We start from the raw sequence: 22,456 nt of genomic DNA, 5'->3' as shown, positions 1-22,456 counted from the left end.
CGTGCGGTTCGGCAGGGCGGCCCGTGCGCTCGCGGGTCTCGCGGCCGTCGCGGCGGTCGCGTCCGGATGTGCGACCGGCGACGACGCAGTGGCGACGGGCGGAACGTTCGACTTCGTCTCGCCCGGAGGGCAGACCGAGATCTACTTCGACCCGCCGTCCGACCGCGGGACGATCGGGACGCTCTCGGGCCCGAGCGTGATGGACGAGGACGAGACGCTCGCGGTCTCCGACTACGAGGGGCAGGTCGTCGTCCTCAACGTGTGGGGGCAGTGGTGCGCGCCGTGCCGCGCCGAGGCGGACGATCTCGAGCAGGTCTACGAGGCGACGCAGGACCAGGGTGTGCAGTTCCTGGGCATCAACGTGCGCGACAACCAGATCGACAAGGTGCGTGACTTCATGCACGCCTACAACGTCACGTATCCGTCGATCTACGACCCGCCGATGCGCACCCTGATGGCGCTCGGCGAGGGCTACCCGTCCAGCGTCGTCCCGACGACGATCGTGCTCGATCGCGACCATCGGGTCGCCGCGGTCTTTCTCAAGGAACTGCTCGCCGAGGATCTGCAGCCGGTCGTCGAACGCGTCGCGAACGAAGCGCGGGACGGATAGATGAGCATCTCGGTGGCGGCGTCCGGTGTGGGCGGCGCGTTCGGTGACGCGGCGGCGACGGGCCCGCTTCTGCTCGCGCTCGGTGCGGCGGCGCTGGCAGGTCTGGTGTCGTTCGCGTCACCGTGCGTCGTGCCGCTCGTGCCGGGATATCTGTCCTATCTCGCGGGCATCGTCGGCGCGGAGGCGCCCGCCGTCAAGGCCACGGCTCCGGCGGGAGGCGGTGCCGCGGAGCCCGATTCGGGCCGTCGTCGCAAGGCGTCGGGACGGTACCGCGTCGCGGGCGCGGCGTCGCTGTTCGTCGCGGGCTTCACCGTCGTGTTCGTGCTCGCGACGGCCTCGGTGTTCGGGCTCATCTCGGCGCTCGCGATCAATCGCGAGATCCTCATGCGTGTCGGCGGGGTCGTGACGATCCTGATGGGACTCGTGTTCATCGGGCTCGTCCCGATGCTGCAACGCGACACCCGGATGGCGCCGAAACGCGTGTCGGGCCTCGTCGGGGCGCCCCTGCTGGGAGGTGTCTTCGCGCTCGGCTGGACGCCGTGCCTCGGTCCGACGCTCGCGGCCGTCATCTCGCTCTCGGCCGGAACGGAAGGGGCGACCGCCGCTCGCGGCGTCACGCTCATCGTCGCCTACTGCCTCGGGCTCGGGCTGCCGTTCATCCTGCTCGCGCTCGGCTCGGAACGCGCGTTGCGGGGTGTGGGCTGGCTGCGCCGCAACGCACGCACAATTCAAATCTTCGGCGGAATCATGCTGGTGATCGTGGGCATCGCGCTCGTCACCGGCGCGTGGGATCTCTTCGTCAGCTGGATCCGTGACGCCATGATCTCGGAGGTGACCCTGCCGATATGAGTTCGACCGATACCGACACCGCTCGCGACGACGGGCCGCGGCAGGTGCCGACCCAGTCGGCATGGGGACGTGCCCTCGCCGCGGCGCGCAACACGTGGCGCAGTCTCACGTCGATGCGCACCGCGCTCGTGCTGCTGTTCTTGCTCGCCCTCGCCGCCATCCCCGGCGCGCTGGTCCCGCAGCGTTCGCTCAACGAGCAGAAGGTCGACGAGTACATCCAGGCGCGGCCGACTCTCGGCCCGATCATGGACCGCCTGCAACTCTTCGACGTCTTCGGCAGCGTGTGGTTCACCGCGATCTACATCCTGCTGTTCGTCTCGCTCGTCGGCTGCATCCTGCCGCGCTGCGTCGAGCACGCGAAGTCGCTGCGCACGCCGCCCGTCGCGGCGCCCCGTAATCTCGCCCGGCTGCCTCATCACCGTGAGGGTGACGTCGCGGCCTCGCCGGAGGACTACGCCGCACACGTGAAGTCGAGCCTGCGCGGCTGGCGGACCGAGACCCGCGTCGGCGGGCCGCGCGCGAAGTACGACGACGAGATCACGGTCTCGGCGGAGAAGGGCTATCTCCGCGAGGTCGGCAACCTCGTGTTCCACATCTCGCTCGTGGGTCTGCTGGTCGCGATCGGCGCCGGCCAGATGTTCGGGTACGAGGGCAACCGCATCGTCGTCGCGAACGGCGAGGACAGCTTCTGCACGGCGTCGCCCGCGACGTTCGACTCGTTCCGTGCGGGTCTGCTCGTCGACGGCACGGCGATGATGCCGCTGTGCGTGGCCGTCGACGACTTCAGCGCCGACTACCTCGACACCGGCCAGGCCGAGATGTTCCGGTCGCACATCCGCTACCAGGCGGGCGACGACATCGAGTCGAACACGTGGCGCGAGACGGAGATCGCCGTCAACCATCCGCTCCGCGTCGAATCCGACCGCCTCTACCTGCAGGGCCACGGCTACGCGCCCACCTTCACGGTGACCTTCCCCAACGGCGAGAGCCGCACCGAGACGATCCAGTGGCAGCCCGAGGACGCCACGACGTTCCTGTCGAGCGGTGCGATGCGGTTCGATCCGCCACCGGGGATGTACGACACCGAGGAGGAACGCCGCGCCGGTCAGATCGCGATCGAGGGATTGTTCGCGCCGACCGCGTTCTTCCACGGCACACTGCTGTCGTCGAGCTTCCCCGCGCAGAACGATCCCGCGGTCGCGATCGACGTCTACAAGGGCGAGACCGGCCTCGACACGGGCATCCCGCAGTCGATCTTCCAGCTCAACCAGGAACTGATGAACCAGGGCCGGCTCGTGCAGCAGGACCGCGTCAACCTCTACCCGGGCGAGAGCACGACGCTCGGCGACGGGACCGAGGTGCGGTTCGACGGCGCCGTCGACTTCGTCAACGTCCAGGTCTCGCACGACCCGGCGCAGAACTGGGTGCTGGTGTTCGCGATCACCGCGATGGCGGGACTCGTCGTCTCGCTCATGATCAAGCGCCGCCGCGTGTGGGTTCGAATCCACCCGTCGGATGAGGGCGCCGACGGTGAACGACGTACGGTAGTAGAGCTCGGCGGACTCGCCAGGACCGATCAGGCCGGCTGGGGAGACGAATTCGACGGCCTGGCAGACCGGCTCCTGGAGAGCGCGGCTGACTCACAACAACACACGGCCACGACCGGATCGAACCGGCAGGAGAACACCCGATGATCATCGACGAGACTCTCGCGCACTACAGCGACCTCGCTTTCGAATCCGCGTTCGCGGTCCTCGTCCTCGCCTTCGTGCTGCTCATCGTCGAGTACGCGTCGTCGAAGGCGTGGGCCGTCCAGGACCGTGAGGCCGCACGCGAACTCGTCTCCGCCGGAAGCTCGTCGGTCGCCGACGCGCCGTCCGTGCCGGGACGCGTCGCGGCGGGGCCGCGGCGCAGAAGCCCCGCCGAACGCGCCGGCAACATGGGCCGCACCGTCCTCGTCGTCGGTACCGTCCTCGCGGTCGCGTCGATCGTGCTCCGCGGGCTCGGGACGGGACGGTTCCCGCTCGGCAACATGTACGAGTTCGTCGCGATGGCCTGCGCCGCTTCGCTCGCCCTCGGCCTGGTGTGGCTGCGCAAGCCCGCGTACCGCTCGCTGTGGGTGTTCGTCCTCGTGCCGATCCTGGTGCTGATGTTCCTCGCGGCGACCGTGCTCTACGCCGACGCCGCGCCCGTCGTCCCGGCGCTGCAGTCGTTCTGGCTGCCGATCCACGTGACGATCATCTGCATCGGTTCGGGCATGTTCCTGCTCTCGGGCATGGCGAGCATCCTCTACCTGATCCGGATGCGTCACCCGCGGGGCGAGGAGGGCACGGGCCCGCTCGCGCACATGGCACTGCGGCTCCCCGACGCCCAGACGCTCGATCGGCTCGCCTACAAGTCGACGATCATCGCGTTCCCGCTGTTCGGTGCCGGAGTCATCCTCGGCGCGATCTGGGCCGAGGCCGCGTGGGGACGCTTCTGGGGCTGGGATCCCAAGGAGACCGTCTCGTTCATCACGTGGATCGTCTACGCCGGATACCTGCACGCCCGCGCGACGTCGGGCTGGCGCGACACGAAGGCGGCGTGGATCAACATCGTCGGCTTCGTCGCGATGCTCTTCAACCTCTTCATCATCAACATGGTGGTCTCGGGCCTGCACTCGTACGCCGGCCTCAACTGACCTGCAGACACGAGGACACCCCCTGCTTCGGCAGGGGGTGTCCTCGTTCGTCTGCTTCGTGTCGGCGTTCTCTTCTCAGCGTTCGCCCGACGGATCAGCGTTCGCGCGACGGATCAGCGTTCGCGCGACGGATCAGCGTTCGCCCGAAGGATCGTCGTCGCGGCGTTCGCGTTCCGCCTCCCGGCTCATGCGCCACAGAAACTCCGGGTCGTCGTCGGGACCCTGGACGCGGGCCGGGGTGGTGGAGGTCGGCCCGAAGGCCTTCCACAACAGCACCACGACCGTCACCAAGCCGATGAGGGCCAATACGTAGATCACCCTGCACCTCCTCACCCGCGCGCTGCGCCGCGGTGATACGTCACGCTCCCTTCGAGGGTATCGCACACCGGCGGCCGGGCCCGATCGAGTGGATCGGACCCGGCCGCCGGTGTGGCGTCGAGGGCGCTGTGAGGCCGGGGCCTGCGCGCTGTGAGGCCGGGGCCTGGCGTCAGGGGCGGTTCGCCTCGGTGGTCAGCGAGCGCAGCAGCTGCATGACCTCGGACTCGCGGAAACGCCGGTGTCCGCCCGGGGTGCGCAGCGATCCGAGCCGGCCCGCGTGTGCCCAGCGGGTGACGGTCTTGGGGTCCACATGGAACAGCGCAGCAACCTGACCGGGTGTCATCAGTGCGTCGTTGTGGGCGTTGTAGGTAGGTGCGCTCATCGGTGTTCCTCCGTGTGTGAGCGACCGTAGGGGCGGTCGCGGCTCGTCCGTGGTGCGGGACTCGCTCGTCGGCCAATTCGGCTCGCGAAGCCCGCTCCGTGCGGTTGCGCCAGTCATCGTGGCACCGTGACCCCTGGTTACTCGACCCCTCTAATGTTGGTAAAGGGGAGGTAATAGACAAAACGGACCATCCGATTCGTCGTGTTCGCGCTGCCCAGACGCGGTCGGCGACCGCGTACCGAGTACCCTGACGGGTGTGAGTACGGCCCCCGGCACCCCCGCAGACCCTGGCGATTCGGACGCCCCCGGCTCGGCGCGCTCCGCGACCGACGACGCGGCGGCGCCGGTGACGAAGGGCCGGCTCGCGGCCGACATCCTGCTCTACACGCTGGCGCGCCTGGCGATCGTCGTCGTCGTGGCCGCGATCATCGTCGGCGGCGGAGCGCTCGTCGGCGTCACCGTGCCGCTGCTGGTCGCCGCGATCTTCGGCGTCCTCATCGCGATGCCCGTGTCGATGTTCGTGCTCGGCGGCATGCGGCGCAGACTCAACGCGGCCATCGCGGGCTTCGACGCCCAGCGCCGCGCCGATCGTGAGGCACTGCACGCGCGACTGCGCGGCGACTCGAAGTGACCGGCTGGGGACGTCCGGACGATCGCGAACCGTTCGGGCGCGTCGTCGACCGGACGGCTCCCCGCGGCTGGGTCGAGGAAGCGATCCGGCTGATCGACGCGGATGCGCAACGCAGCGCCGACACGCATCTGCTGCGGTACCCGTTGCCCGACGCGTGGGGTGTGTCGCTGTACTTCAAGGACGAGTCGACCCACATCACCGGCAGCCTCAAGCACCGGCTCGCGCGGTCGCTGTTCCTGTACGCCCTGTGCAACGGCTGGGTCGACGAGAACACCACGATCATCGAGGCGTCGTCCGGATCGACCGCGGTGAGCGAGGCGTACTTCGCCCGGCTGCTCGGCCTCGACTTCGTCGCCGTCGTCCCGCACAGCACGAGTTCGGCGAAGATCGCGCTCATCGAGCAGCAGGGTGGGCGCTGCCACTACGTCGACGTGCCGCCCGACATCTATCCCGAGGCGCGGCGGCTCGCGCGCGAGTGCGGCGGCCACTACATGGACCAGTTCACGCACGCCGAACGTGCGACGGACTGGCGCGGCAACAACAACATCGCCGAATCGATCTTCGCGCAGATGCGGCTCGAGGAACACCCGATTCCCGAGTGGATCGTCATGAGCGCGGGCACCGGCGGTACGAGTGCGACGCTCGGCCGCTACATCCGCTACCGCCGTCACGACACCCGGCTGCTCGTCGTCGATCCCGAGAACTCGGCGTTCCTCGGCGGGTACGAGACGGGCGACGCCGAGTACACGACGGGCATGCCGTCACGGATCGAGGGGATCGGCCGTCCGCGCGTCGAGCCGTCGTTCATCGGTCAGGTGATCGACCGGATGATGGGTGTCCCGGACGCCGCGTCGATCGCCGCGATGCGTCACGTGAGCGCCCGCCTCGGCCGCCGCGTCGATGCGTCGACGGGAACGAACGCGTGGGGCGCGTTCGCCGTCATCGCGGAGATGCTCGCGCAGGGGCGCACGGGCAGCGTCGTCACGGTGCTGTGCGACGGCGGCGAGCGCTACTCGGACACGTACTACGACGACGGCTGGGTCACGGCGCAAGGGCTCGATCCTGCAGCGGCGAGCGCCGTCCTGGACGAGTTCGCCCGCACCGGGGCGTGGCCCGGCATCTGACACGGACCGGTCACACGCCGCCGGTGGGCCGGGCCATCGCGACGCGCGGAGACGTGGGCGCCAGGTACGCCTCGCGCCGGACGATCTCCCGCAGCTCCGTGCCGAGTTCGGCGTCGTCGAGAACATGGAAGCCGAGTCGCGCGTAGTACGGCGCGTTCCACGGCACCTCCGCGAACGACGTCAGCGTGAGGGTGCCGAGCCCTCGGTCGGCGGCCCAGCGATCGACGGTCTCGGTCAGTGCCGCCCCGATGCGGCGGCCGGCGCAGCGTGGATGCACCGACACCTGGGCGAGGTGCGCGCCGCCGTCGACGATCTCGGCGAGCACGTAGGCGCAGGGACCGTCGCCGTCGTCGACGACCCACGCGGTGCCCGACGCGAGATGCGGTGCGAGTTCGGACGCTGTGGGTGGCGGATCGTCGGCGACCGCCGTCATTCCGATCGCACGGAAGGGAGCCCCCGCCGCGCGCTCGACGCCGCGGATCGCCTCGATGTCGTCGTGGTGGGCGGGGCGGATCAGGGTGCGGATGTCGGGCTCGGCACAGCGCTCGGTGCTCGATCCACGCTCGTCGCGGTCGTGTGCCACAGTCGCATCATGACATTCATCCTGAGGTGGGTCTTCAACGCGCTCGCGATCTGGGTGGCGGTGTCGTTCGTGTCCGGCGTCGCGATAGCGAACCCCGACGGACGCAACCAGACCGCGCTGCTCACGCTCGCCTTCATCGCTCTCGTCTTCACGGTGGTGAACGCGTTCGTCAAGCCGGTCGTGAAGCTGTTGTCGCTGCCGCTGCTGATCCTCACGCTCGGGTTGTTCACCCTCGTGATCAACGCCCTGATGCTGATGCTCACGGCGTGGATCAGCTCGTACACCGACTACGGCCTCACCGTCGACGGCTTCTGGACGGCGATGTGGGCCGCGCTCATCATCTCGATCGTCAACTGGGCGCTCGGGGCGCTCAGCGGCGGTCGCGTGGGCTAACCCAGCGCGAGCGCGAGCCCGGTCGCGGCGGACCACACGAGCATCGCGAGTCCCGAATCGCGCAGTGCCGGGATCAGTGCGAGGCCGTGGGCTCCGCCGCGCACCGGGGCCGTGGCGCGCACCGCGAACGGCACGGCGAGCAGCGCCAGGAGCGCCCACGGCGTCCGCACGATCAGGGCGAGCGTCACCACGAACGGGACCGCGGTGAGCGCGACGTGCAGGACACGGGTGCGGGCGTCGCCGAGCCGCACCGCGAGCGTCGTCTTTCCGGTCTGTGCATCGGTCGGGATGTCGCGCAGATTGTTCGAGACGAGCACGGCGCTCGAGAACGAGCCGACGGCGATCGCGCACGCCAGCCCGGCCCAGTCGATCCGCTCGGCCTGGACGAACTGCGTGCCGAGCACCGCGACGAGCCCGAAGAACACGAACACGGCGATCTCGCCGAAACCGTTGTAGCCGTAGGGCTTGGATCCGCCCGTGTAGAACCAGGCACCGGCGATGCACAGCGCGCCGATCACGATCAGCCACCAGGCCGACAGCGCCGCGAGCACGACGCCCGCGACCGCGGCGACGGCGAAGCACGTCATCGCCGCCGTCTTGACGGAACGTGCCGACGCGGCCTTCGATCCCACGAGCCGCATCGGCCCGACGCGGTCGTCGTCGGTGCCGCGGACGCCGTCGGAGTAGTCGTTCGCGAAGTTCACCCCGATGATGAGCGCGAGCGAGACGACGAGCGCGAGCACCGCCTTCCACCACACGAATCCGCCCAGTGACGCGGCCGCGCCCGTACCCGCGAGGACCGGCGCGATCGCATTCGGAAGCGTGCGCGGCCGGCCGCCCTCGATCCACTGAGCCACAGTTGCCATCCGTCGATCTTCGCACTCGCGCCGACGAGCACGGCAACGACGCCGGGCGACCTAGGATCGACCACGGTGAGGAGCACATGACATCCGACACGACGCGCACCCCGTCGACACCGGGCTCGGCGCCGGGGGCGCTCTCGGCGCGCGCCGAGAGCGGTCCGTCCGTCGAACTCGCGGTGCTCGGCGGGATCCGGGTGCGCCGCGACGGCGCGCTCGTGGCCGTCACGGGTGCGCGGGCCCGCACGCTCCTCGCGGCGCTCGCGCTCGATCCGGGCCGGACGCGGTCCGCGCGCGGCCTCGTCGACGACGTGTGGGGCGACGAGTTGCCGCGCTCGCCGAGGGGTGCACTGCAGACCCAGGTCTCCCGGCTGCGGGGTGTGCTCGCGCCCGGCGTCCTCGAATCGGGACCCGCCGGGTATCGGCTCGCACTCGACCGTGACGCCGTCGACGTCACTCGCGCGCAGGACGTCGCGACGCGGTTGCGGCGGCACTGGGGACCGCTCGATCACGTGGGCAGGCGAGACGGCGATCCCGGCGGTCCCGGCGACGCTCACGATGCGCACGAGGTGCTCTCCGCTGCGCGCGGTGCGCTCGCGTTGTGGAGCGGCGAGCCCGGCGCCGATCTGTCCGACGGGCAGCTCGCCGACACGGTGCGGGCACGTGCGGCGTCCCTGCGCGACGAACTGGAGCGGTACGAGATCGCGGCGCTGATCGTCCTCGGTCGCCGCGATCCCGCCGCGGCGGCCGAGGCAGCCCGGCTCGCGGAGACGCGAAGTGCGGCACGGCCCGGCGACGAGACCGCACTCGCGCAAGCGATGGTGGCGCTCGCGGGGGCGGGCAGGCCGAGCGATGCACTGGCGCAGTTCGCGCGGTATCGCGAGCGCATCGCCGACGAGTTCGGTGCCGATCCCTCACCCGCACTCGCGGCGCTCAACGTCGCGATCCTCGGAGGCGATCTGGCGGCCGGAACCGGCAGTGGCGAGTTCGCGCCCGGACGCGGCGACGACGTGCCGAAGTCCGGCGCGACCACCGACGCTCCTGCGGCGCCGAAACGCAGCACGGGGCTGCGCGCATCGCCGAATCCGCTGCTCGGCAGGGCCGCCGACGTCGCCGTCGTCGAGGAACTGCTGGGGTGGGCGCGCGTCGTCACCGTCGCGGGCCCGGGCGGTACGGGCAAGACGCGGCTCGCGCACGAGGTCGGCCGGGCCGCGGCGGCGACCCGGCAGGTCGCCGTCGTCGAGCTCGCACCGCTGCGCAGCGCCGACGACGTCGTGTCGGCCGTCGGTTCGGCGCTCGGCATCAGCGAGCTCGACATCGCGCCGGGCGCCAGGGTTCTCGGCCCCGCGCAGTCGCTGCGCGAGCGGCTGCCGCTCGAACTGGGCGGCCGGTCGCTGCTGCTGATCCTCGACAACTGCGAGCACGTCGTCGACGCGGTCGCCGACCTCGTCGCGGAACTCGTCGCGAGTTCGGATCGGCTCTCGGTGCTCACGACGAGCCGTGCGCCGCTGCGGCTCGACTCCGAGGTGGTCCATCCCCTCGCGCCGTTGTCACCGGACGGCGACGACTCGCCCGCCGTCGCACTGTTCGTTCACCGCGCGCGTGCGGTCCGGCCGTCGGCGCACCTCGATCCCGAGGTCGTGCGCGAGATCTGCCGTGCGCTCGACGGGCTGCCGCTCGCGATCGAACTCGCGGCGGCGCGGATCCGCGCGATGAGTGCACCCGAGATCGCTCGCGGGCTCGGCGATCGCTTCGCGCTGCTGCGCGCGGGGGACCGGGCCGCGCCGTCGCGCCATCGCACGCTGCACGCCGTCATCGACTGGAGCTGGCAGTTGCTCGCCCCGCGCGAGCGTGCGGTGCTGCGCAGGCTCGCGCGGTTCCCGTCGTCGTTCGACCGCGATGCCGCACGCGCCGTCGCGGAATGGGAGTCGGACGACGACGGTCCGGACGCCGCCGGTGCACTCGTCGACCAGTCGCTCGACGACCTCGTCGACCAGTCGCTGCTCACGGTCGTCGAGACGCCGCTGGGCGTGCGGTACTCGATGCTCGAGACGGTCCGCGAGTTCGGTGAGGAGAAGCTCGCCGCGGCAGGCGAACTGGACGAGGTCGACCGACGGCTCGCGGCGTGGAGCAGGGCATGCGCGGTGGCGGTCGCTCAGCAGGCGCGACACGATCAGCTCGGCGCCGTCCGCGCGCTCGACGCCGATCACGACACGGTGCTCGTCGTGTTCCGGCGTGCCGTCCGTACGCGGGACGCCGCCACCGCCGTGACGCTGTTCGCGCCGCTCGCCTTGCTGTGGACGGCACGCGGTGTCCATTCGGAACCTGCGGCATGGCTGCCGCAGGTCACCGAGCTGATCCGCGACGTCGATCCGGCGGAGGTACCCGCGGTGATGGACGGTGCGACACGGTTGCTGCTCGCGGTGCACGCCTCGTTCGCTCCGGGCGTGCGTGTGCTGGCACGCGCCCGGGTCGACCTTCGCCGGATGCTGCGTGAGCGTGACGGGCTTTCGCCGACGCTGCGGTTCGCCGCGAACGCGACGCTGGTGTCGACGCGGCCGCGTGAGCTGGCACGGCTCACGTCGCGAGGGGTGCGCAGCGACGATTCGGCCTCGCGGTTCGCCGCGTATCTCCTCCGCTCCCACCTTCGCGAGGACGTCGCCGACACCGAGGGTGCGTTGCGCGACGCGTACGCACTGCTCGACTTCACGGACGACGACCGGCAGGTCCTGTCGAGGGCGACTGCCCGGCAGGTCGTCGCGTCGCTGCTCGCGCAGTCGGGCGCTGCGGCGGAGGCGGCGCGGCAGTACGAACTCGCCGCCGAGGACCTGCTGCGCATCGGGGCCGTCGACCAGGCCTCGCAGCTCGACCTGATGCACGCGATGGCGGTGCTGTGCGCCGGCGATGTCGACGGGGCACGCCTGTTGCGCGACGCGTCGATGTCCGGCGACAGGGATCAGGACGAGGCCGAGTGGCGCGCACTGCTCGGTGCTGTGGACGGCGAGATGCACCTCGCGGACGGGTTCGTCGACTCCGGGCTGGACCGCTATCGCCGCGGCTTCGAGCTCATCGCCGACGCGTCGTTCGGCAGCGAGCGCAGCGATCCGATGGGGGTGTTGTTCGCGGCCGCCGTGATCGGGGCGCACGTCGTCCACGGCCGCGCCGCGTCCGCGGTCGATCTGCTCGATCGTGCGTGCCGCTTCCTGCGCGACCGCACGGCGTCGGGATCGTTGCGCGATCGTCCGGTGGCCGCAGCCCTCGCCCTCGTGAGCGGCGCCGTCGAACTCACGACGTCGGCCGAACTCACGACGTCGACGGGCGACGGCGAGGCGCTCGAGCTCATGGCGCTCGGCATCGCGAACCGTGCGCGGCAGGATTTCCCGTCGCTCGTGCACGAGCGCTATCACCGCCTCGCGATCGAGCATGCCGGCGAGGAGGCGTGGGAGGCCGCGCTCACGGCCGCTCGGGCACTACCGCGAGTGCGGCGTGACGCACGCGTACTCGCGTGGCTGACGGGGCGGTCGTAGCGGGCCGGGTCGCCGATTCCGTACCGACATGTAGCAACTTCTGTCTACTGTGCGATCAGACCGGTAGGTCGGATTTGCACGGCTCGAGAGGAGAGACACATGAAGTCCTTCGTCAAACGTGCCGCCGTCGCGGCCGCGGCTGCCGCCGGAATCGCAGGTGCGAGCGTCGTGGGGGCCGCACCGGCCCAGGCACAGCCGGCGCCGTTCGATCTCGCGATCAGCGGTGGCGTCGACTGCCAATGGGCGCGGCCCGGCCAGCCGTGGTCCGATCTGTGGACGATGAAGCGCTGGATGACCGTGACGAACAACGGTCCAGGCCCCGCGCCGAACGTGACTCTGCAGGAGTTCTTCGGTGAGCAGCGGTTCTCGCCGGAACTGAAGCCCGGTCAGAGCCTCACGATCGAGACGATGTGGACCGGCTGCTGGCCGGCATCGATCTCGGGCTACACCGCGTCGAGCCTGATCGATCCCCTCTACAACAACGTCGGATTCTGGGCCAACATCGAACGGCGCTGAGCACACAGAACGAGGCTGAACGGCACGAGTATCGGGTGCGTTCGCATCACGCCGCGACGCGGACGGTGACGCGCCGGGCGTACTCGCGCAGCAACTCGACGAGGGCCGCGTCGGCGACGGGGAGATGGCCGGTGCGGCCGATCGCGGCGAGCCCGCCTGCGATGAGCGGCCCGTCGTCGTACACGGCGACGGCGACGGCGCTGCGGCCGGGCCGCGTCTCGTCCACCTCGTACGCGACGCCGTGCTCGCGCACGGCGTCGAGTTCGCGGCGTAGGGCCGGTGCGTCGACGGTGGTGTGCGTCGTGACGCGGCGCAGGTCGGCGACCGCGAGGTGGGGCCGTCCCGCGAGCAGGAGTTTGCCGAGCGCCGACGCGTGCGGATACTGCCCGATCGCGGTCTCGCCCGCGAGCTCGTGATCGGGATCGCGGTCGGTGAACTGCACGCGGTCGTTCTCGAACGTCGCGAGGAAGATGCCGTAGCGGACACGGCTGCGGAGCTCGCCCAGGACCGCGGAGTTGTTCGCGCGGGGATCGACGTCCTCCGCGGCGCCGGCGAGTTGGCGGGTCCGCAGTCCGAGCGCGAAGCCGGAGAGGTCCGCGATGCGCACGAGATAGCCGTCCGCGACGAGAAGGTTGAGCAGTCGGTACGCCGTCGCGGGCGGGATACGCGTGTGCGCGGCGATCTGTTTCGCCGTCGCCCCGGAGCCGATCTCGGCCACGGCCTCGAGCAGGAGCAGGGCCTTCTGCACCGCCCTCGGCTCGTGCCCGGTCACGTCCCGGCCCGTCACGGGCCGCCCCGCCCACCCGTCGTCCCGGACCCACCGGCCGTACCGGGCTCGGCCGAGAGCACGAGGTCGCCGACGGCGTCGGTGTCGTAGCGGCCCGCGCCGGGGAGCACGTCGTCGGAACCGGGCCGGTCGAACACTCCGATCCGCAGCAGGCTCCGCGGTGCCCGCCGCCGGAGTACGAGATACCAGACGCACCCCGACATCCCGAGCCCGACGATGACGACCGGAACGTTCCACGTGTGCGTCTGGAGGTTCGTCCACAGCATCGCGGCGACGACGCCCACGCCCGCGGTGGTCCCGGCTCCGCAGGCACCCATGACGGCCGGCGTCTGCTCGCGGATGCGGCGTACGAAGGCCACCGACGCGACTGCCACGAGGACGTACGACGCGATCACGGCGGCACGCGTGACCGGCTGCAACTGCGCGAAGACGACGGTCCTGCCGACGACCGTCGTCGTGATCGCCGCCGCAGCGATCACCGTGACGAATGCGGCCAGTGCGGTGGCCGGCGTCCGGAACGCGAGATGCACGCGCGAGAAGGCGTGCGGGAGCGTGCGTTCGAGGCCCAGCGTGTAGAGCAGGCGCGAGGCGGCGTTCGCCGATGCCGTCGCCGATGCGAGCCACGAGAAGGTGAGCGCCGCCTGCAGCGTCACGACCACCGCCCCGTCGACCCCCGTCGACGTCCCGTGCAGGTACGCGTTGACGACGGTTCCGCTGCGGCCCGACCACGTGGCCCACGCGGCGAACACGAACAGCGCGCCGCACACGACGGGCGTCCACAGCACCGTGCGGGTGACGCTCGTGTAGGGACGCCGGGCCTCGGGTCCCACGAAGGTCGCGCTCTCGAAGCCCGCGAGCGAGAAGATGACGACGAGGACGATCGCGAGCATGCTGGGGGTGTCGGCGGGCGAGACCTGCGGCGGCTGACCGGAACTGCCCGCGAAGACCATGAGCACGACGATGAACACGAGCGAGCACGCTTCGACGACGAGAATCGCGATCGCGGCCACCTTGACGCCCCGGACGAGCAGCGACAGCAACGCGATCGCGATGGTTCCGTAGATGCACACGCGTGCGAGCGTCCCGCTCGCGTCGATTCCGACCGCGCCGAGCAGCGTCACGACCGCGTATCCGCCGTGGTACAGCGTCATCGACGCGCTCGCGAGGTACTTCGCGAGCATCGCGAGCGCGCTCGTGAGGGCGCTGCGTCTGCCGAGTCCCTGTGCGACGAAGCTGTAGAGACCACCGGCCGCGATCATGCGGCGCGTGAACTGCGAGACGCACAGTGCCACCGACGAGATCAGGATCGTCGCGAGGACGATGACGACGAGTCCGCTCAGCAGCATGCCGTGGGCGATGAGCGTGACCGGGACGATCACCATCGATGCCGCGGGGGCCGTCGTCGCGACCGATTGAGCGAACACCTCCGCACCCGAGAGCCGACGCCGGCCGAGCGCGCTCAGCGGTGACGGCGCCGAGTCCGGCTCGCGCACCGAGAACGAGCGCGCGATGGCGTCGGAGAGAGCGGACATGCGCGGCAACGTAATCCCGCAACATTGCTTCGGTGTTACGTCGATGCTGCGCCCGGGGTACCGCGACCGAGAACGTCACCTCGCCGGTTCTCGCTCGCCGCGTCGCGACTCGTTGCTCGCGTGCAAAATCCCCGCAGCACCGTCCCTCCATCATTTCTTCGCAGACGCCGCTCCGGGATCGGGGCCGTCGCCCGGGGAAGGGCCGAGGGAAGGATGGAGACGGACGTGGAAGTCACACGCAGATCGTTCATGAGGGGGCTCGGGATCACCGGAGGCGCCGGCATCGCGTACGGCGCGATGTCGACCCTGGGTCTCGCGCCGGCCGCCGCCGACACGGGTGGCCGCACCTTCCGCCCGCCGCGCCGGAGCGATCTTCTCGGCGCCGCGCAGGGCGATCACTCCGTCGTGATCCTCGGCGGTGGCCCCGCCGGACTGTGCGCGGCATACGAGCTGCGCAAGGCCGGCTACACCGTGACACTGCTCGAAGCGAGATCGCGGCCGGGTGGGCGAGTGTGGTCGGTACGCGGCGGGACGGAGGAGACCGACCTCAACGGCGAGACGCAGACGTGCACGTTCTCCGACGGGCACTACTACAACCTCGGTGCGACCCGAATCCCGCAGGGGCACATCACACTCGACTACTGCCGCGAACTCGGTGTCGAGATCCAGGCGTTCGGCAACCAGAACGCCAACACCGTCGTCAACTATCGCGGCGACCAGCCGCTCGCCGATACGTCCATCACCTATCGCGCCGCGAAAGCCGACACCTACGGCTACATCTCGGAGTTGCTCAAGAAGGCCACCGATCGCGGCGCGCTGGACGACGTGCTGACGCAGGACGACAAGGACGCGCTCTCGGAGTTCCTGGTCGACTTCGGTGACCTGTCCAGCGACGGCCGGTACGTCGGGTCCTCGCGGCGCGGGTACGAGAGCGAGCCGGGAGCCGGCCTGAACTTCGGCGGCGACACGACGCCGTACTCGATGCACGACGTCATCCGCGGCGGCATCGGCCGCAACGTCTCCTTCGAGTTCGGTTACGACCAAGCCATGCTCATGTTCACCCCGGTCGGCGGCATGGACCGCATCTATCACGCGTTCGCCGACGAACTCGGCGGCGACGTGATCGAGTACGGCGCCGAGGTCCGGTCGATGAAGAACGTGCCCGACGGTGTCACGGTCGAGTACGTCCGAGGCGGCGAGCAGCGTTCGGTCACCGCCGACTACTGCATCTGCACGATCCCGCCGAACCTCGTCCCCCGGCTGGCGCACAACCTTCCGGGCGAGGTGATCGCGGCGCTGGGCGCCGCGCGGCCGAGTTCGTCGGGCAAGCTCGGTATCGAGTACTCGCGGCGATGGTGGGAGGAGGACGAGCGCATCTTCGGCGGTGCGTCGCACACCAACCGCGACATCTCGCAGATCATGTTCCCGTACGACCACTTCGGCGGCGATCGCGGCGTCGTCGTCGCCTACTACAGCAGCGGTGGCTCGCAGCGTGCGTTCGAATCGCTCACGCACAAGCAGCGTCTCGCGAAGGCCCTCGCCGAGGGTTCGGAGATCCACGGCGAGAAGTACACCCGGGACATCGCGTCGTCGTTCTCCGGCAGCTGGCGTCGTACCAAGTACTCCGAGTCCGCATGGGCGTCGTGGAAGGGCGCCGCCGGTCACGGCGGCGAGGCGATACCCGAGTACGAGTTGCTGCTCGACCCCGTCGACCGCATCTACTTCGCCGGCGATCACCTGTCCAATGCGATCGCGTGGCAGCACGGCGCGTTCACCTCGGCGCGCGACGTCGTGACGGCGCTGCACGAGCGCGTCGCCGCATCGGCGTGACGCGTCCCGACCCCCATCGATCAGGAGAGAGTCCCGTGAATCACGTTCGTATGCGCACAGTCAAGGCCGCCGCTGCGGCGCTCGCAGGCACGGCCGTCCTCGCGACCGCTGCGTGCTCGTCCGACGCCGAGGCGGATTCGCCTGCGGCCACGGCGAAGTCGGTTCTCGAGGTCGGAGAGCCGAATCCCATGATCGCCGAGGGCGTCACGATCGGCCCGAACGCGTACTTCTACAAGTCGTCGGGGCTCGGCCCGGCATCGGGGAACTCGGCGGCCGAATCGGGCACGCCCGAGGCCTACATCGACACCGAGATCCTGTCGGGCGGAGAGCTTCCCGAGGGAGTGACCGTCACCGAGGCACAGGGAATCGGGGCGCTCCGGCAGATCCGCGACAACCTCGAATCGCAGGGACTCACGCTCGGCGACGTCGTCTCGATGCGAGTGTTCCTCGACGCTCCGCCGGGAGCCGACCGCGCCGACTACGCGGGCTGGAACCGCGCGTACCGGCAGTTCTTCGCCAACACGAATCTCGACAGCGGTGAGACGGAACTCGTTCCGATGGGCACCGGTGAGCCCGCCGCTCCGCTCGAACGGAACGAGGCCAGGCCCAGCCGATTCGCGCTCGAGGTCGCGAGTCTGCCCGTCCCGGGATGGCTCGTCGAGGTCGAGGTGGACGCCGTCTATCCCGAGGGCAGCGAGCCGCCGATGGGGTGAGGGCGCTGACCGGCACTACGCGCTACGGACGGCGTCCCGGCCGGGACGCCGTCCGTAGCGGAGGTACGCGAGCGGGCCGACGAAGTTGATCCCGATGATCCACGCCCACATCGTCTTGCTGCCCTTGATCTGCTCGGCGGGCCGCGAGCGCAGATCACGCCACGCCGTGAACGCGAGGGCCAACTGCACGATCGCGAGCAGCGCGAGGACGGACTTGACGAGTGTCGACCGTTCGGAGTTCTTCGCCATGACGCGAGCCTAGTGGGCCGGGCCGACCGGCGTCAGGCCCGGCGCATATAGGCGCGGACGGTGATCGGGGCGACCACCGCGACGATCACCGCGGCGCCGACGAGCGCCCACACCACGTCGACCCCCGCATGTCCGTTGTTCGCGAGCTCGCGGACCGCCGTCACGAGGTGGGAGACGGGATTGACGTTCACGAACGCCTGCATCCAGCCCGGCATCGTCTCGGCCGGGACGAACGCGTTCGACATGAACGTCAGCGGGAACAGGACCAGCATCGAGACGCCCTGCACGGCAGACGCTTTGCTCATCAGGACCCCCATCAGCGCGAAGATCCAGCTGATCGCGAACGCACACACCATCACCAGCAGGCCCGCCGCGACGACGCCCGCGACACCGCCACCGGGCCGCCAGCCCATCACCAGACCGACGACGACGGTGAGCGTCGTCGCGATGAGATACCGCACGACGTCCGCCGTCAGGGCGCCCGACAGCGGTGCGATCCGCGCGATGGGGAGGGATCTGAACCGGTCGAAGACGCCCTTGTCCATGTCCTCGCGCAGCTGGGTGCCGGTGACGATCGACGTCGTGATCACCGTCTGTACGAGGATTCCCGGAATGATGATCGGGAGGTAGCTCGCGACGTCACCCGAGATCGCGCCGCCGAAGATGTACGTGAACATCAGCGTGAAGATGATCGGCTGGAAGGTGACGTCGAACAGCTGCTCGGGATTGTGCTTGATCTTCAGGAGGCCGCGGCGGGCCATCGTGAGGGTGTTGCGGACGGTCTGCGCGAGGCCGATCCGTTCGGTCGCGACCGGGGTCGCGGCCGCGGGGTCGGTGCGTTCGAGTGTCGTCGTCATGCGCTCGTCCGTTCGGTGTCGGTGTCGGTGTCGTGTCCGGTGATGCTGAGGAAGACCTCGTCGAGACTCGGTTTCTGCACGGCGATCTCGTCGACGACGATGTTCTCGTCGCGCAGCCGGACGAGCAGATCGGGCGTGACCGACGGGTCGGTGAGCGGCGCCGTGAGCGCACCGGCCTCGGGGGTCGTCGCGACGTCGGCCCGCAGCGACGCCGCGATCAGCGTCCGCGCGCGGTCGACGTCGGCGCGATCGACCAGCACGAGCCGCAGCGTCGAGGTGCCGACCGAGCGCTTGAGATCGTCGGCGGTCCCGTCGGCGACGACGCGGCCGCGGTCGATCACCGCGATCCGGTCGGCGAGCTGATCGGCCTCGTCGAGGTACTGCGTCGTGAGGAGCACCGTCGTGCCGTCGGCGACGAGGCGGCGAATCGTGTCCCACATCTGGGCGCGGGTGCGCGGATCGAGGCCCGTCGTCGGTTCGTCGAGGAACAGCAGCGGTGGCGTCGCGATGAGGCTCGCCGCGAGATCGAGGCGCCGGCGCATGCCGCCCGAGAAGTTCTTCAGCGCCTTGTCGGCGGCGTCGGTGAGGGCGAACTCCTCGAGCAGGTCGCGGGATCTGCGCCGCGCCGCCGCGGTGCTCAGCCCGAGCAGGCGCGAGAAGATCATGAGGTTCTCGGTCGCCGTGAGGTCCTGATCGACCGACGCGTACTGGCCGGTGACACCCACGAGCGACCGCACCGCGGTGGGGGAGCGGACGACGTCGTGCCCGAAGATGCGTGCGCTACCGCCGTCGGGCCGCAGGAGCGTCGCGAGCATGCGGACCGTCGTCGTCTTGCCGGCGCCGTTGGGGCCGAGGACGCCGTAGACGGTGCCGACCGGGACGGAGAGGCTGACGCCGTCGACGGCGCGCTGGCGTCCGAACAGCTTGACGAGGTTCTCGGCCTCGATGGCGGGGGTGGCGGTGTCGTGGCTGCGGGATCGGGATGTCGTGAGCGAGGACGTCATGGATGTCACGGTGCTCGTCGTCGCTGTCGTCGCGCTGTCGTCGCGCTGTCGTGAGGGCGCAGCCGCCTCGGAACGTGAAGCGGGTGGCGCCGAACGGGTCGACGCACTCGAGGGCGACGGCGCTGCGCGGCTCGATGCGGTAGACCGACCACGGCGGACGTCCCGCCGACTGTGCGCTGAACTCGGCGGTCAGCGCCGTGCCGGACTCGTCGGGACGCGCAGGCGGCCTCCTTCTGCCCAGAGCGTCGCCATCGCGGCGACGGTGGGGTCGGTGATGCGCTGCGCGACGCCCTCGAGCGTGACGTCGAACTCGCGGACAGCGACGCTCAGCGCGACGCGGGGGTCGTGGTCGATGTTCCGACCCTTACGGGTGCCACGCCCCGTCTCGAACCAGAACGTACCGTCGGCCCGGAGTGCCCCCACCCCCCGTCACGTGAGGTGAGCCGTTGGGGTTCGGCGTCGTCATTCCTGGTGTCCATGCACGGACGGACCTCGCCGAGCGCACGAGCTCATCGCTCCTCACGACACGCCCCGCGACCTTCCCCGGTCGCGGCATTCGCGCACCGTACAGTCCGATTCGTCCGGAGTGATCCGTGTGGTCGGTGAGCGAGGGGGCGGGTGTATGCGCGGTGCACGGAGATGGTCGGTGGCCGGCGCTCTCGTGGGAGTGTGCGCGCTCGTCCTGTCGGGTTGCGCACTGTCGGAATCCGGCGCGGAACCGACGCCCGCCCACATCGTCGAGACCCTCGAAGCCGTCGTGCCGGTGGAGCCCGAGCGCCGCGCATCGAACGTCGAGTTCCGCAGGCTCGGACCGGACGAGACACCGCCGCAGTTCGTCCTCTTCTCCTTCGATGGCGTGGGCCTCACCCCGAACTGGGACCGGTTCCTCGAGGTCGCCGACGCGGTGGACGCACGGTTCACTGCACTCATGACGGGCCTGTACTTCGTCGCCGACGAGAACCGGAAGGCCTATCAGGGGCCGCGACGCGCCCCGGGCGAATCCGCGATCGCCTTCGGCGGCAGCCGCGAAGCCGTGCTGAGTCAGGTCGAGCAGCTCAACCGCACATGGTTTGCGGGACACGAGATGGGCACGCACTACGTCGGGCACTTCTGCGACGGAAGCGGATACAGCGGCAACCAGTGGACGACCGCCGACTGGAACCACGAACTCGACGAGTTCTTCCGGCTCATGACGACGTGGAAGGAGATCAACGGCCTGCCCGGCGCGATCGACCTCGCCTTCGGTCCCGAGGCCGTCACGGGTGGTCGGACGCAGTGCCTCGAAGGCAGTCCGCCGCAGCTGTTTCCGGCCCTCCATGCGCACGGGATGACGTGGGACTCCTCGATGCCCGCACCCGAGCCGGGCCTCGTGTGGCCCGAGAAGATCGACGGGATCTGGGAATTCGGAATCCCGTACGTGTACTCGCCGGCGTTCGGCAAGCGGCAGACGGCGCTCGACTACAACTTCTGGGTCACGTTCAACGGCGGGAAGGATCAGCCCGAGACGGCGCCGCGGGCCCGGCAGATGGTGGCCGACACCTACCGGCACATGTACCGGGAGGCGTTCGACGGCAACCGCGCACCGATCGTCGTCGCGAACCACTTCAACGACTGGAACGGCAACGCGTTCAATCCCGCGACCGCCGACTTCATGGCCGACGTGTGCGGTAGGGCCGAAACCGTCTGTGCCACACACGCGGACGTCGCGGCGTGGATGGACCTGCAGGACCCGGCCGTCCTCGACCGGTGGCGAGCGATGCCGGCCGCCGCTGCCCACGCACCCGATTAGGCGGCGGAGCCGCTCGTGCGTGAGTTTCCGGTCCAGACGCCGGAAGATCACTCACGAGCGCGGAGCGCCTTCCGGTCGATCTTGCCGGGGCCGCGCATCGGGAGGGCAGCCGTCACCCGCACCTCGCGGGGTGCGGCGTGGGCGCCCAGCTCGCGGCTGACGACGTCGCGGATCGAGTCGAGGGTCGGCGCCTCGCCCCCGGCCGGGACGACGAACACGACGACCCGCTCGCCCAGCCGCTCGTCCGGCAGGCCGACGACGGCGCACTCGGCGACGAGCGGATGGTGGGCGATCGCCGCCTCGACGACCTGCGGAACGACCGTCAGCCCGCCCGTCGTGATCGCCTCGTCGAGCCGCCCCGTCACCCGCAGCACGCCGTCGTCGAGTTCGCCGGCGTCGTCGGTGCGGAACCAGCCGGGCTCCGCGAACGCCGGGTGCTCCGGCAGACTCCGGTACCCCGACGCGACGGTCGCCCCGCCCAGGACGACGCGCCCACCCTCGATCCGCACCAGCACGCCCCCGAGGGGGACGCCGTCGTACACGCAGCCGCCGCACGTCTCGCTCATGCCGTACGTACGGACGACGCGAATGCCTGCGTCGCGTGCGCGCGCGAGCAGCGGCGCGGGCGTCGCGGCTCCGCCGAGCAGAACGGCGTCGAGTTCCGCGAGCGCCGCGACGGCCGCCGGGTCCGTCATCGCCTTGACGAGCTGCGTCGGCACGAGCGAGGTGTAGCGGCGCGGCCCCGCCATCGCGGCGACCGCCGCCGGGAGCGCGGCGGGATCGAACCCGCGGGACACGTCGACGACGACGGGTTCGGTGGCGGCGAGCACGCTGCGCAGCAGCACCTGCATTCCGGCGATGTGGTGCGCGGGCAGAGTGAGCAGCCACGATCCGGCGCCGCCGAGTCGCTCGTGCGTCGCGTCGCCGCTCGCGCGCAGCGCTCGCGCGGAGAGCATCGCGCCCTTGGGTGTTCCCGTGGTTCCCGACGTCGCGACGACGAGCGCGACGTCGTCGTCGATCGGCTCGCCCGGCGCGAGAGCGACGTGCAGCCGGGCGATCTCGCGCTCGTCGCCCGCGGGGACGGGGAGCAGCGCGGGGCCCTCGCCGTCGAGGGCGCGCGCGAGCACCGGGAGCAGCGATCGCACCGCGTCGCCGGCGGGAACGGGGAACGACTCGAGCACGGACATGCCACCACCCTGGCACGCCGCCCGATGTGACGTAG

The 22,456-nt window shown here is 70.4% G+C and carries 23 protein-coding genes; 12 read left to right on the top strand and 11 right to left on the bottom strand.

Annotated features, from left to right (window positions below; translation table 11 throughout):
* Position 1 precedes the first annotated feature (1 nt).
* From RR1_RS01360 to ccsB, 4 genes are read left to right on the top strand one after another with little or no spacing between them, the layout of a single operon-like run.
* Entirely contained in the window at positions 2-610 is a 609-nt protein-coding gene (locus RR1_RS01360) for a TlpA disulfide reductase family protein (protein ID WP_010837498.1), read from the top strand.
* Positions 611-1,459: a cytochrome c biogenesis CcdA family protein gene (locus RR1_RS01355; RefSeq protein WP_010837497.1), complete on the top strand. Its 849-nt coding sequence runs from the start codon at positions 611-613 to the stop codon at positions 1,457-1,459.
* Positions 1,456-3,153 carry a cytochrome c biogenesis protein ResB gene (gene resB / locus RR1_RS01350; protein WP_010837496.1) on the top strand — a complete coding sequence of 566 codons (1,698 nt, stop codon included), beginning with the start codon at positions 1,456-1,458 and terminating at the stop codon, positions 3,151-3,153. Before RR1_RS01355 ends, resB begins: the two co-directional genes overlap by 4 nt.
* Positions 3,150-4,139, top strand: a complete 990-nt coding sequence (ccsB, locus tag RR1_RS01345; RefSeq protein WP_010837495.1) for a c-type cytochrome biogenesis protein CcsB — start codon at positions 3,150-3,152, stop codon at positions 4,137-4,139. The genes resB and ccsB overlap by 4 nt, the downstream gene beginning before the upstream one ends.
* A gap of 132 nt (positions 4,140-4,271) precedes the next feature.
* On the opposite strand, the gene RR1_RS01340 is transcribed toward ccsB, so the two are convergent.
* Both RR1_RS01340 and RR1_RS01335 read right to left on the bottom strand, forming a co-directional pair.
* A complete protein-coding gene (locus tag RR1_RS01340; protein ID WP_010837494.1) occupies positions 4,272-4,457 on the bottom strand; it encodes a hypothetical protein in 186 nt (61 codons plus the stop codon).
* 169 nt (positions 4,458-4,626) lie between these two features.
* Positions 4,627-4,839 (bottom strand): BldC family transcriptional regulator, encoded by a 213-nt coding sequence (locus tag RR1_RS01335; protein ID WP_010837493.1) that lies wholly within the window; start codon positions 4,837-4,839, stop codon positions 4,627-4,629.
* Between the two features lie 256 nt (positions 4,840-5,095).
* Between RR1_RS01335 and RR1_RS01330 the strand changes: the two genes are divergently transcribed.
* Together RR1_RS01330 and cds1 are read left to right on the top strand one after the other, a co-directional pair.
* Positions 5,096-5,470, top strand: coding sequence for a DUF4229 domain-containing protein (locus RR1_RS01330; RefSeq protein WP_040772531.1), 375 nt, complete (start codon positions 5,096-5,098; stop codon positions 5,468-5,470).
* Positions 5,467-6,594 (top strand): L-cysteine desulfhydrase Cds1, encoded by a 1,128-nt coding sequence (gene cds1, locus RR1_RS01325; protein ID WP_010837491.1) that lies wholly within the window; start codon positions 5,467-5,469, stop codon positions 6,592-6,594. The genes RR1_RS01330 and cds1 overlap by 4 nt, the downstream gene beginning before the upstream one ends.
* Before the next feature lie 10 nt (positions 6,595-6,604).
* Here cds1 and RR1_RS01320 read toward each other — a convergent pair whose 3' ends face one another.
* Complete coding sequence (locus RR1_RS01320; RefSeq protein WP_010837490.1) at positions 6,605-7,177, bottom strand: GNAT family N-acetyltransferase; 573 nt, start codon at positions 7,175-7,177, stop codon at positions 6,605-6,607.
* Positions 7,178-7,186: 9 nt separating this feature from the next.
* Here RR1_RS01320 and RR1_RS01315 point away from each other — a divergent pair, with 9 nt between their 5' ends.
* Positions 7,187-7,570: a phage holin family protein gene (locus RR1_RS01315; RefSeq protein ID WP_010837489.1), complete on the top strand. Its 384-nt coding sequence runs from the start codon at positions 7,187-7,189 to the stop codon at positions 7,568-7,570.
* On the opposite strand, the gene RR1_RS01310 is transcribed toward RR1_RS01315, so the two are convergent.
* Complete coding sequence (locus RR1_RS01310; RefSeq protein WP_040772530.1) at positions 7,567-8,436, bottom strand: 1,4-dihydroxy-2-naphthoate polyprenyltransferase; 870 nt, start codon at positions 8,434-8,436, stop codon at positions 7,567-7,569. The two genes, RR1_RS01315 and RR1_RS01310, sit on opposite strands and share 4 nt — an antisense overlap.
* Positions 8,437-8,513: 77 nt before the next feature.
* Here RR1_RS01310 and RR1_RS01305 point away from each other — a divergent pair, with 77 nt between their 5' ends.
* Both RR1_RS01305 and RR1_RS01300 read left to right on the top strand, forming a co-directional pair.
* Positions 8,514-11,957 (top strand): AfsR/SARP family transcriptional regulator, encoded by a 3,444-nt coding sequence (locus tag RR1_RS01305; protein ID WP_051111093.1) that lies wholly within the window; start codon positions 8,514-8,516, stop codon positions 11,955-11,957.
* A 99-nt stretch (positions 11,958-12,056) separates the two neighbouring features.
* Entirely contained in the window at positions 12,057-12,473 is a 417-nt protein-coding gene (locus RR1_RS01300; protein WP_010837486.1) for a hypothetical protein, read from the top strand.
* 46 nt (positions 12,474-12,519) lie between these two features.
* Here the strand turns inward: RR1_RS01300 and RR1_RS21780 are convergent, their stop codons facing one another.
* Together RR1_RS21780 and RR1_RS21775 are read right to left on the bottom strand one after the other, a co-directional pair.
* Complete coding sequence (locus tag RR1_RS21780; RefSeq protein ID WP_010837485.1) at positions 12,520-13,260, bottom strand: IclR family transcriptional regulator; 741 nt, start codon at positions 13,258-13,260, stop codon at positions 12,520-12,522.
* Positions 13,257-14,792, bottom strand: a complete 1,536-nt coding sequence (locus tag RR1_RS21775) for an APC family permease (RefSeq protein ID WP_010837484.1) — start codon at positions 14,790-14,792, stop codon at positions 13,257-13,259. Before RR1_RS21775 ends, RR1_RS21780 begins: the two co-directional genes overlap by 4 nt.
* A gap of 249 nt (positions 14,793-15,041) precedes the next feature.
* Here RR1_RS21775 and RR1_RS01285 point away from each other — a divergent pair, with 249 nt between their 5' ends.
* Positions 15,042-16,622, top strand: coding sequence for an FAD-dependent oxidoreductase (locus tag RR1_RS01285; RefSeq protein WP_040772543.1), 1,581 nt, complete (start codon positions 15,042-15,044; stop codon positions 16,620-16,622).
* Between the two features lie 50 nt (positions 16,623-16,672).
* Positions 16,673-17,335, top strand: a complete 663-nt coding sequence (locus RR1_RS01280; protein WP_010837482.1) for a Rid family hydrolase — start codon at positions 16,673-16,675, stop codon at positions 17,333-17,335.
* Positions 17,336-17,350: 15 nt separating this feature from the next.
* Here RR1_RS01280 and RR1_RS01275 read toward each other — a convergent pair whose 3' ends face one another.
* The 4 genes from RR1_RS01275 to RR1_RS22575 form a co-directional block, all read right to left on the bottom strand.
* Complete coding sequence (locus RR1_RS01275; protein ID WP_010837481.1) at positions 17,351-17,584, bottom strand: hypothetical protein; 234 nt, start codon at positions 17,582-17,584, stop codon at positions 17,351-17,353.
* A gap of 32 nt (positions 17,585-17,616) precedes the next feature.
* Complete coding sequence (locus tag RR1_RS01270; protein ID WP_010837480.1) at positions 17,617-18,441, bottom strand: ABC transporter permease; 825 nt, start codon at positions 18,439-18,441, stop codon at positions 17,617-17,619.
* Positions 18,438-19,445: a daunorubicin resistance protein DrrA family ABC transporter ATP-binding protein gene (locus RR1_RS01265; RefSeq protein ID WP_010837479.1), complete on the bottom strand. Its 1,008-nt coding sequence runs from the start codon at positions 19,443-19,445 to the stop codon at positions 18,438-18,440. Before RR1_RS01265 ends, RR1_RS01270 begins: the two co-directional genes overlap by 4 nt.
* Positions 19,446-19,634: 189 nt before the next feature.
* Positions 19,635-19,868 (bottom strand): pyridoxamine 5'-phosphate oxidase family protein, encoded by a 234-nt coding sequence (locus RR1_RS22575; protein ID WP_010837478.1) that lies wholly within the window; start codon positions 19,866-19,868, stop codon positions 19,635-19,637.
* A gap of 199 nt (positions 19,869-20,067) precedes the next feature.
* Between RR1_RS22575 and RR1_RS01255 the strand changes: the two genes are divergently transcribed.
* The gene (locus RR1_RS01255; protein WP_010837477.1) at positions 20,068-21,234 is read left to right on the top strand and encodes a polysaccharide deacetylase family protein; all 1,167 of its coding nucleotides are present in this window, start codon (positions 20,068-20,070) and stop codon (positions 21,232-21,234) included.
* Positions 21,235-21,281: 47 nt separating this feature from the next.
* Here RR1_RS01255 and menE read toward each other — a convergent pair whose 3' ends face one another.
* Complete coding sequence (menE, locus tag RR1_RS01250; protein ID WP_010837476.1) at positions 21,282-22,421, bottom strand: o-succinylbenzoate--CoA ligase; 1,140 nt, start codon at positions 22,419-22,421, stop codon at positions 21,282-21,284.
* Positions 22,422-22,456: the final 35 nt, after the last annotated feature.

Source organism: Rhodococcus rhodnii NBRC 100604 (assembly GCF_001894925.1).
Classification (GTDB): Bacteria; Actinomycetota; Actinomycetes; order Mycobacteriales; family Mycobacteriaceae; genus Rhodococcus_F; species Rhodococcus_F rhodnii.
The sequence above is the reverse complement of the archived record's forward strand: the minus strand, read 5'-3'. Positions and strand labels throughout refer to the sequence as shown.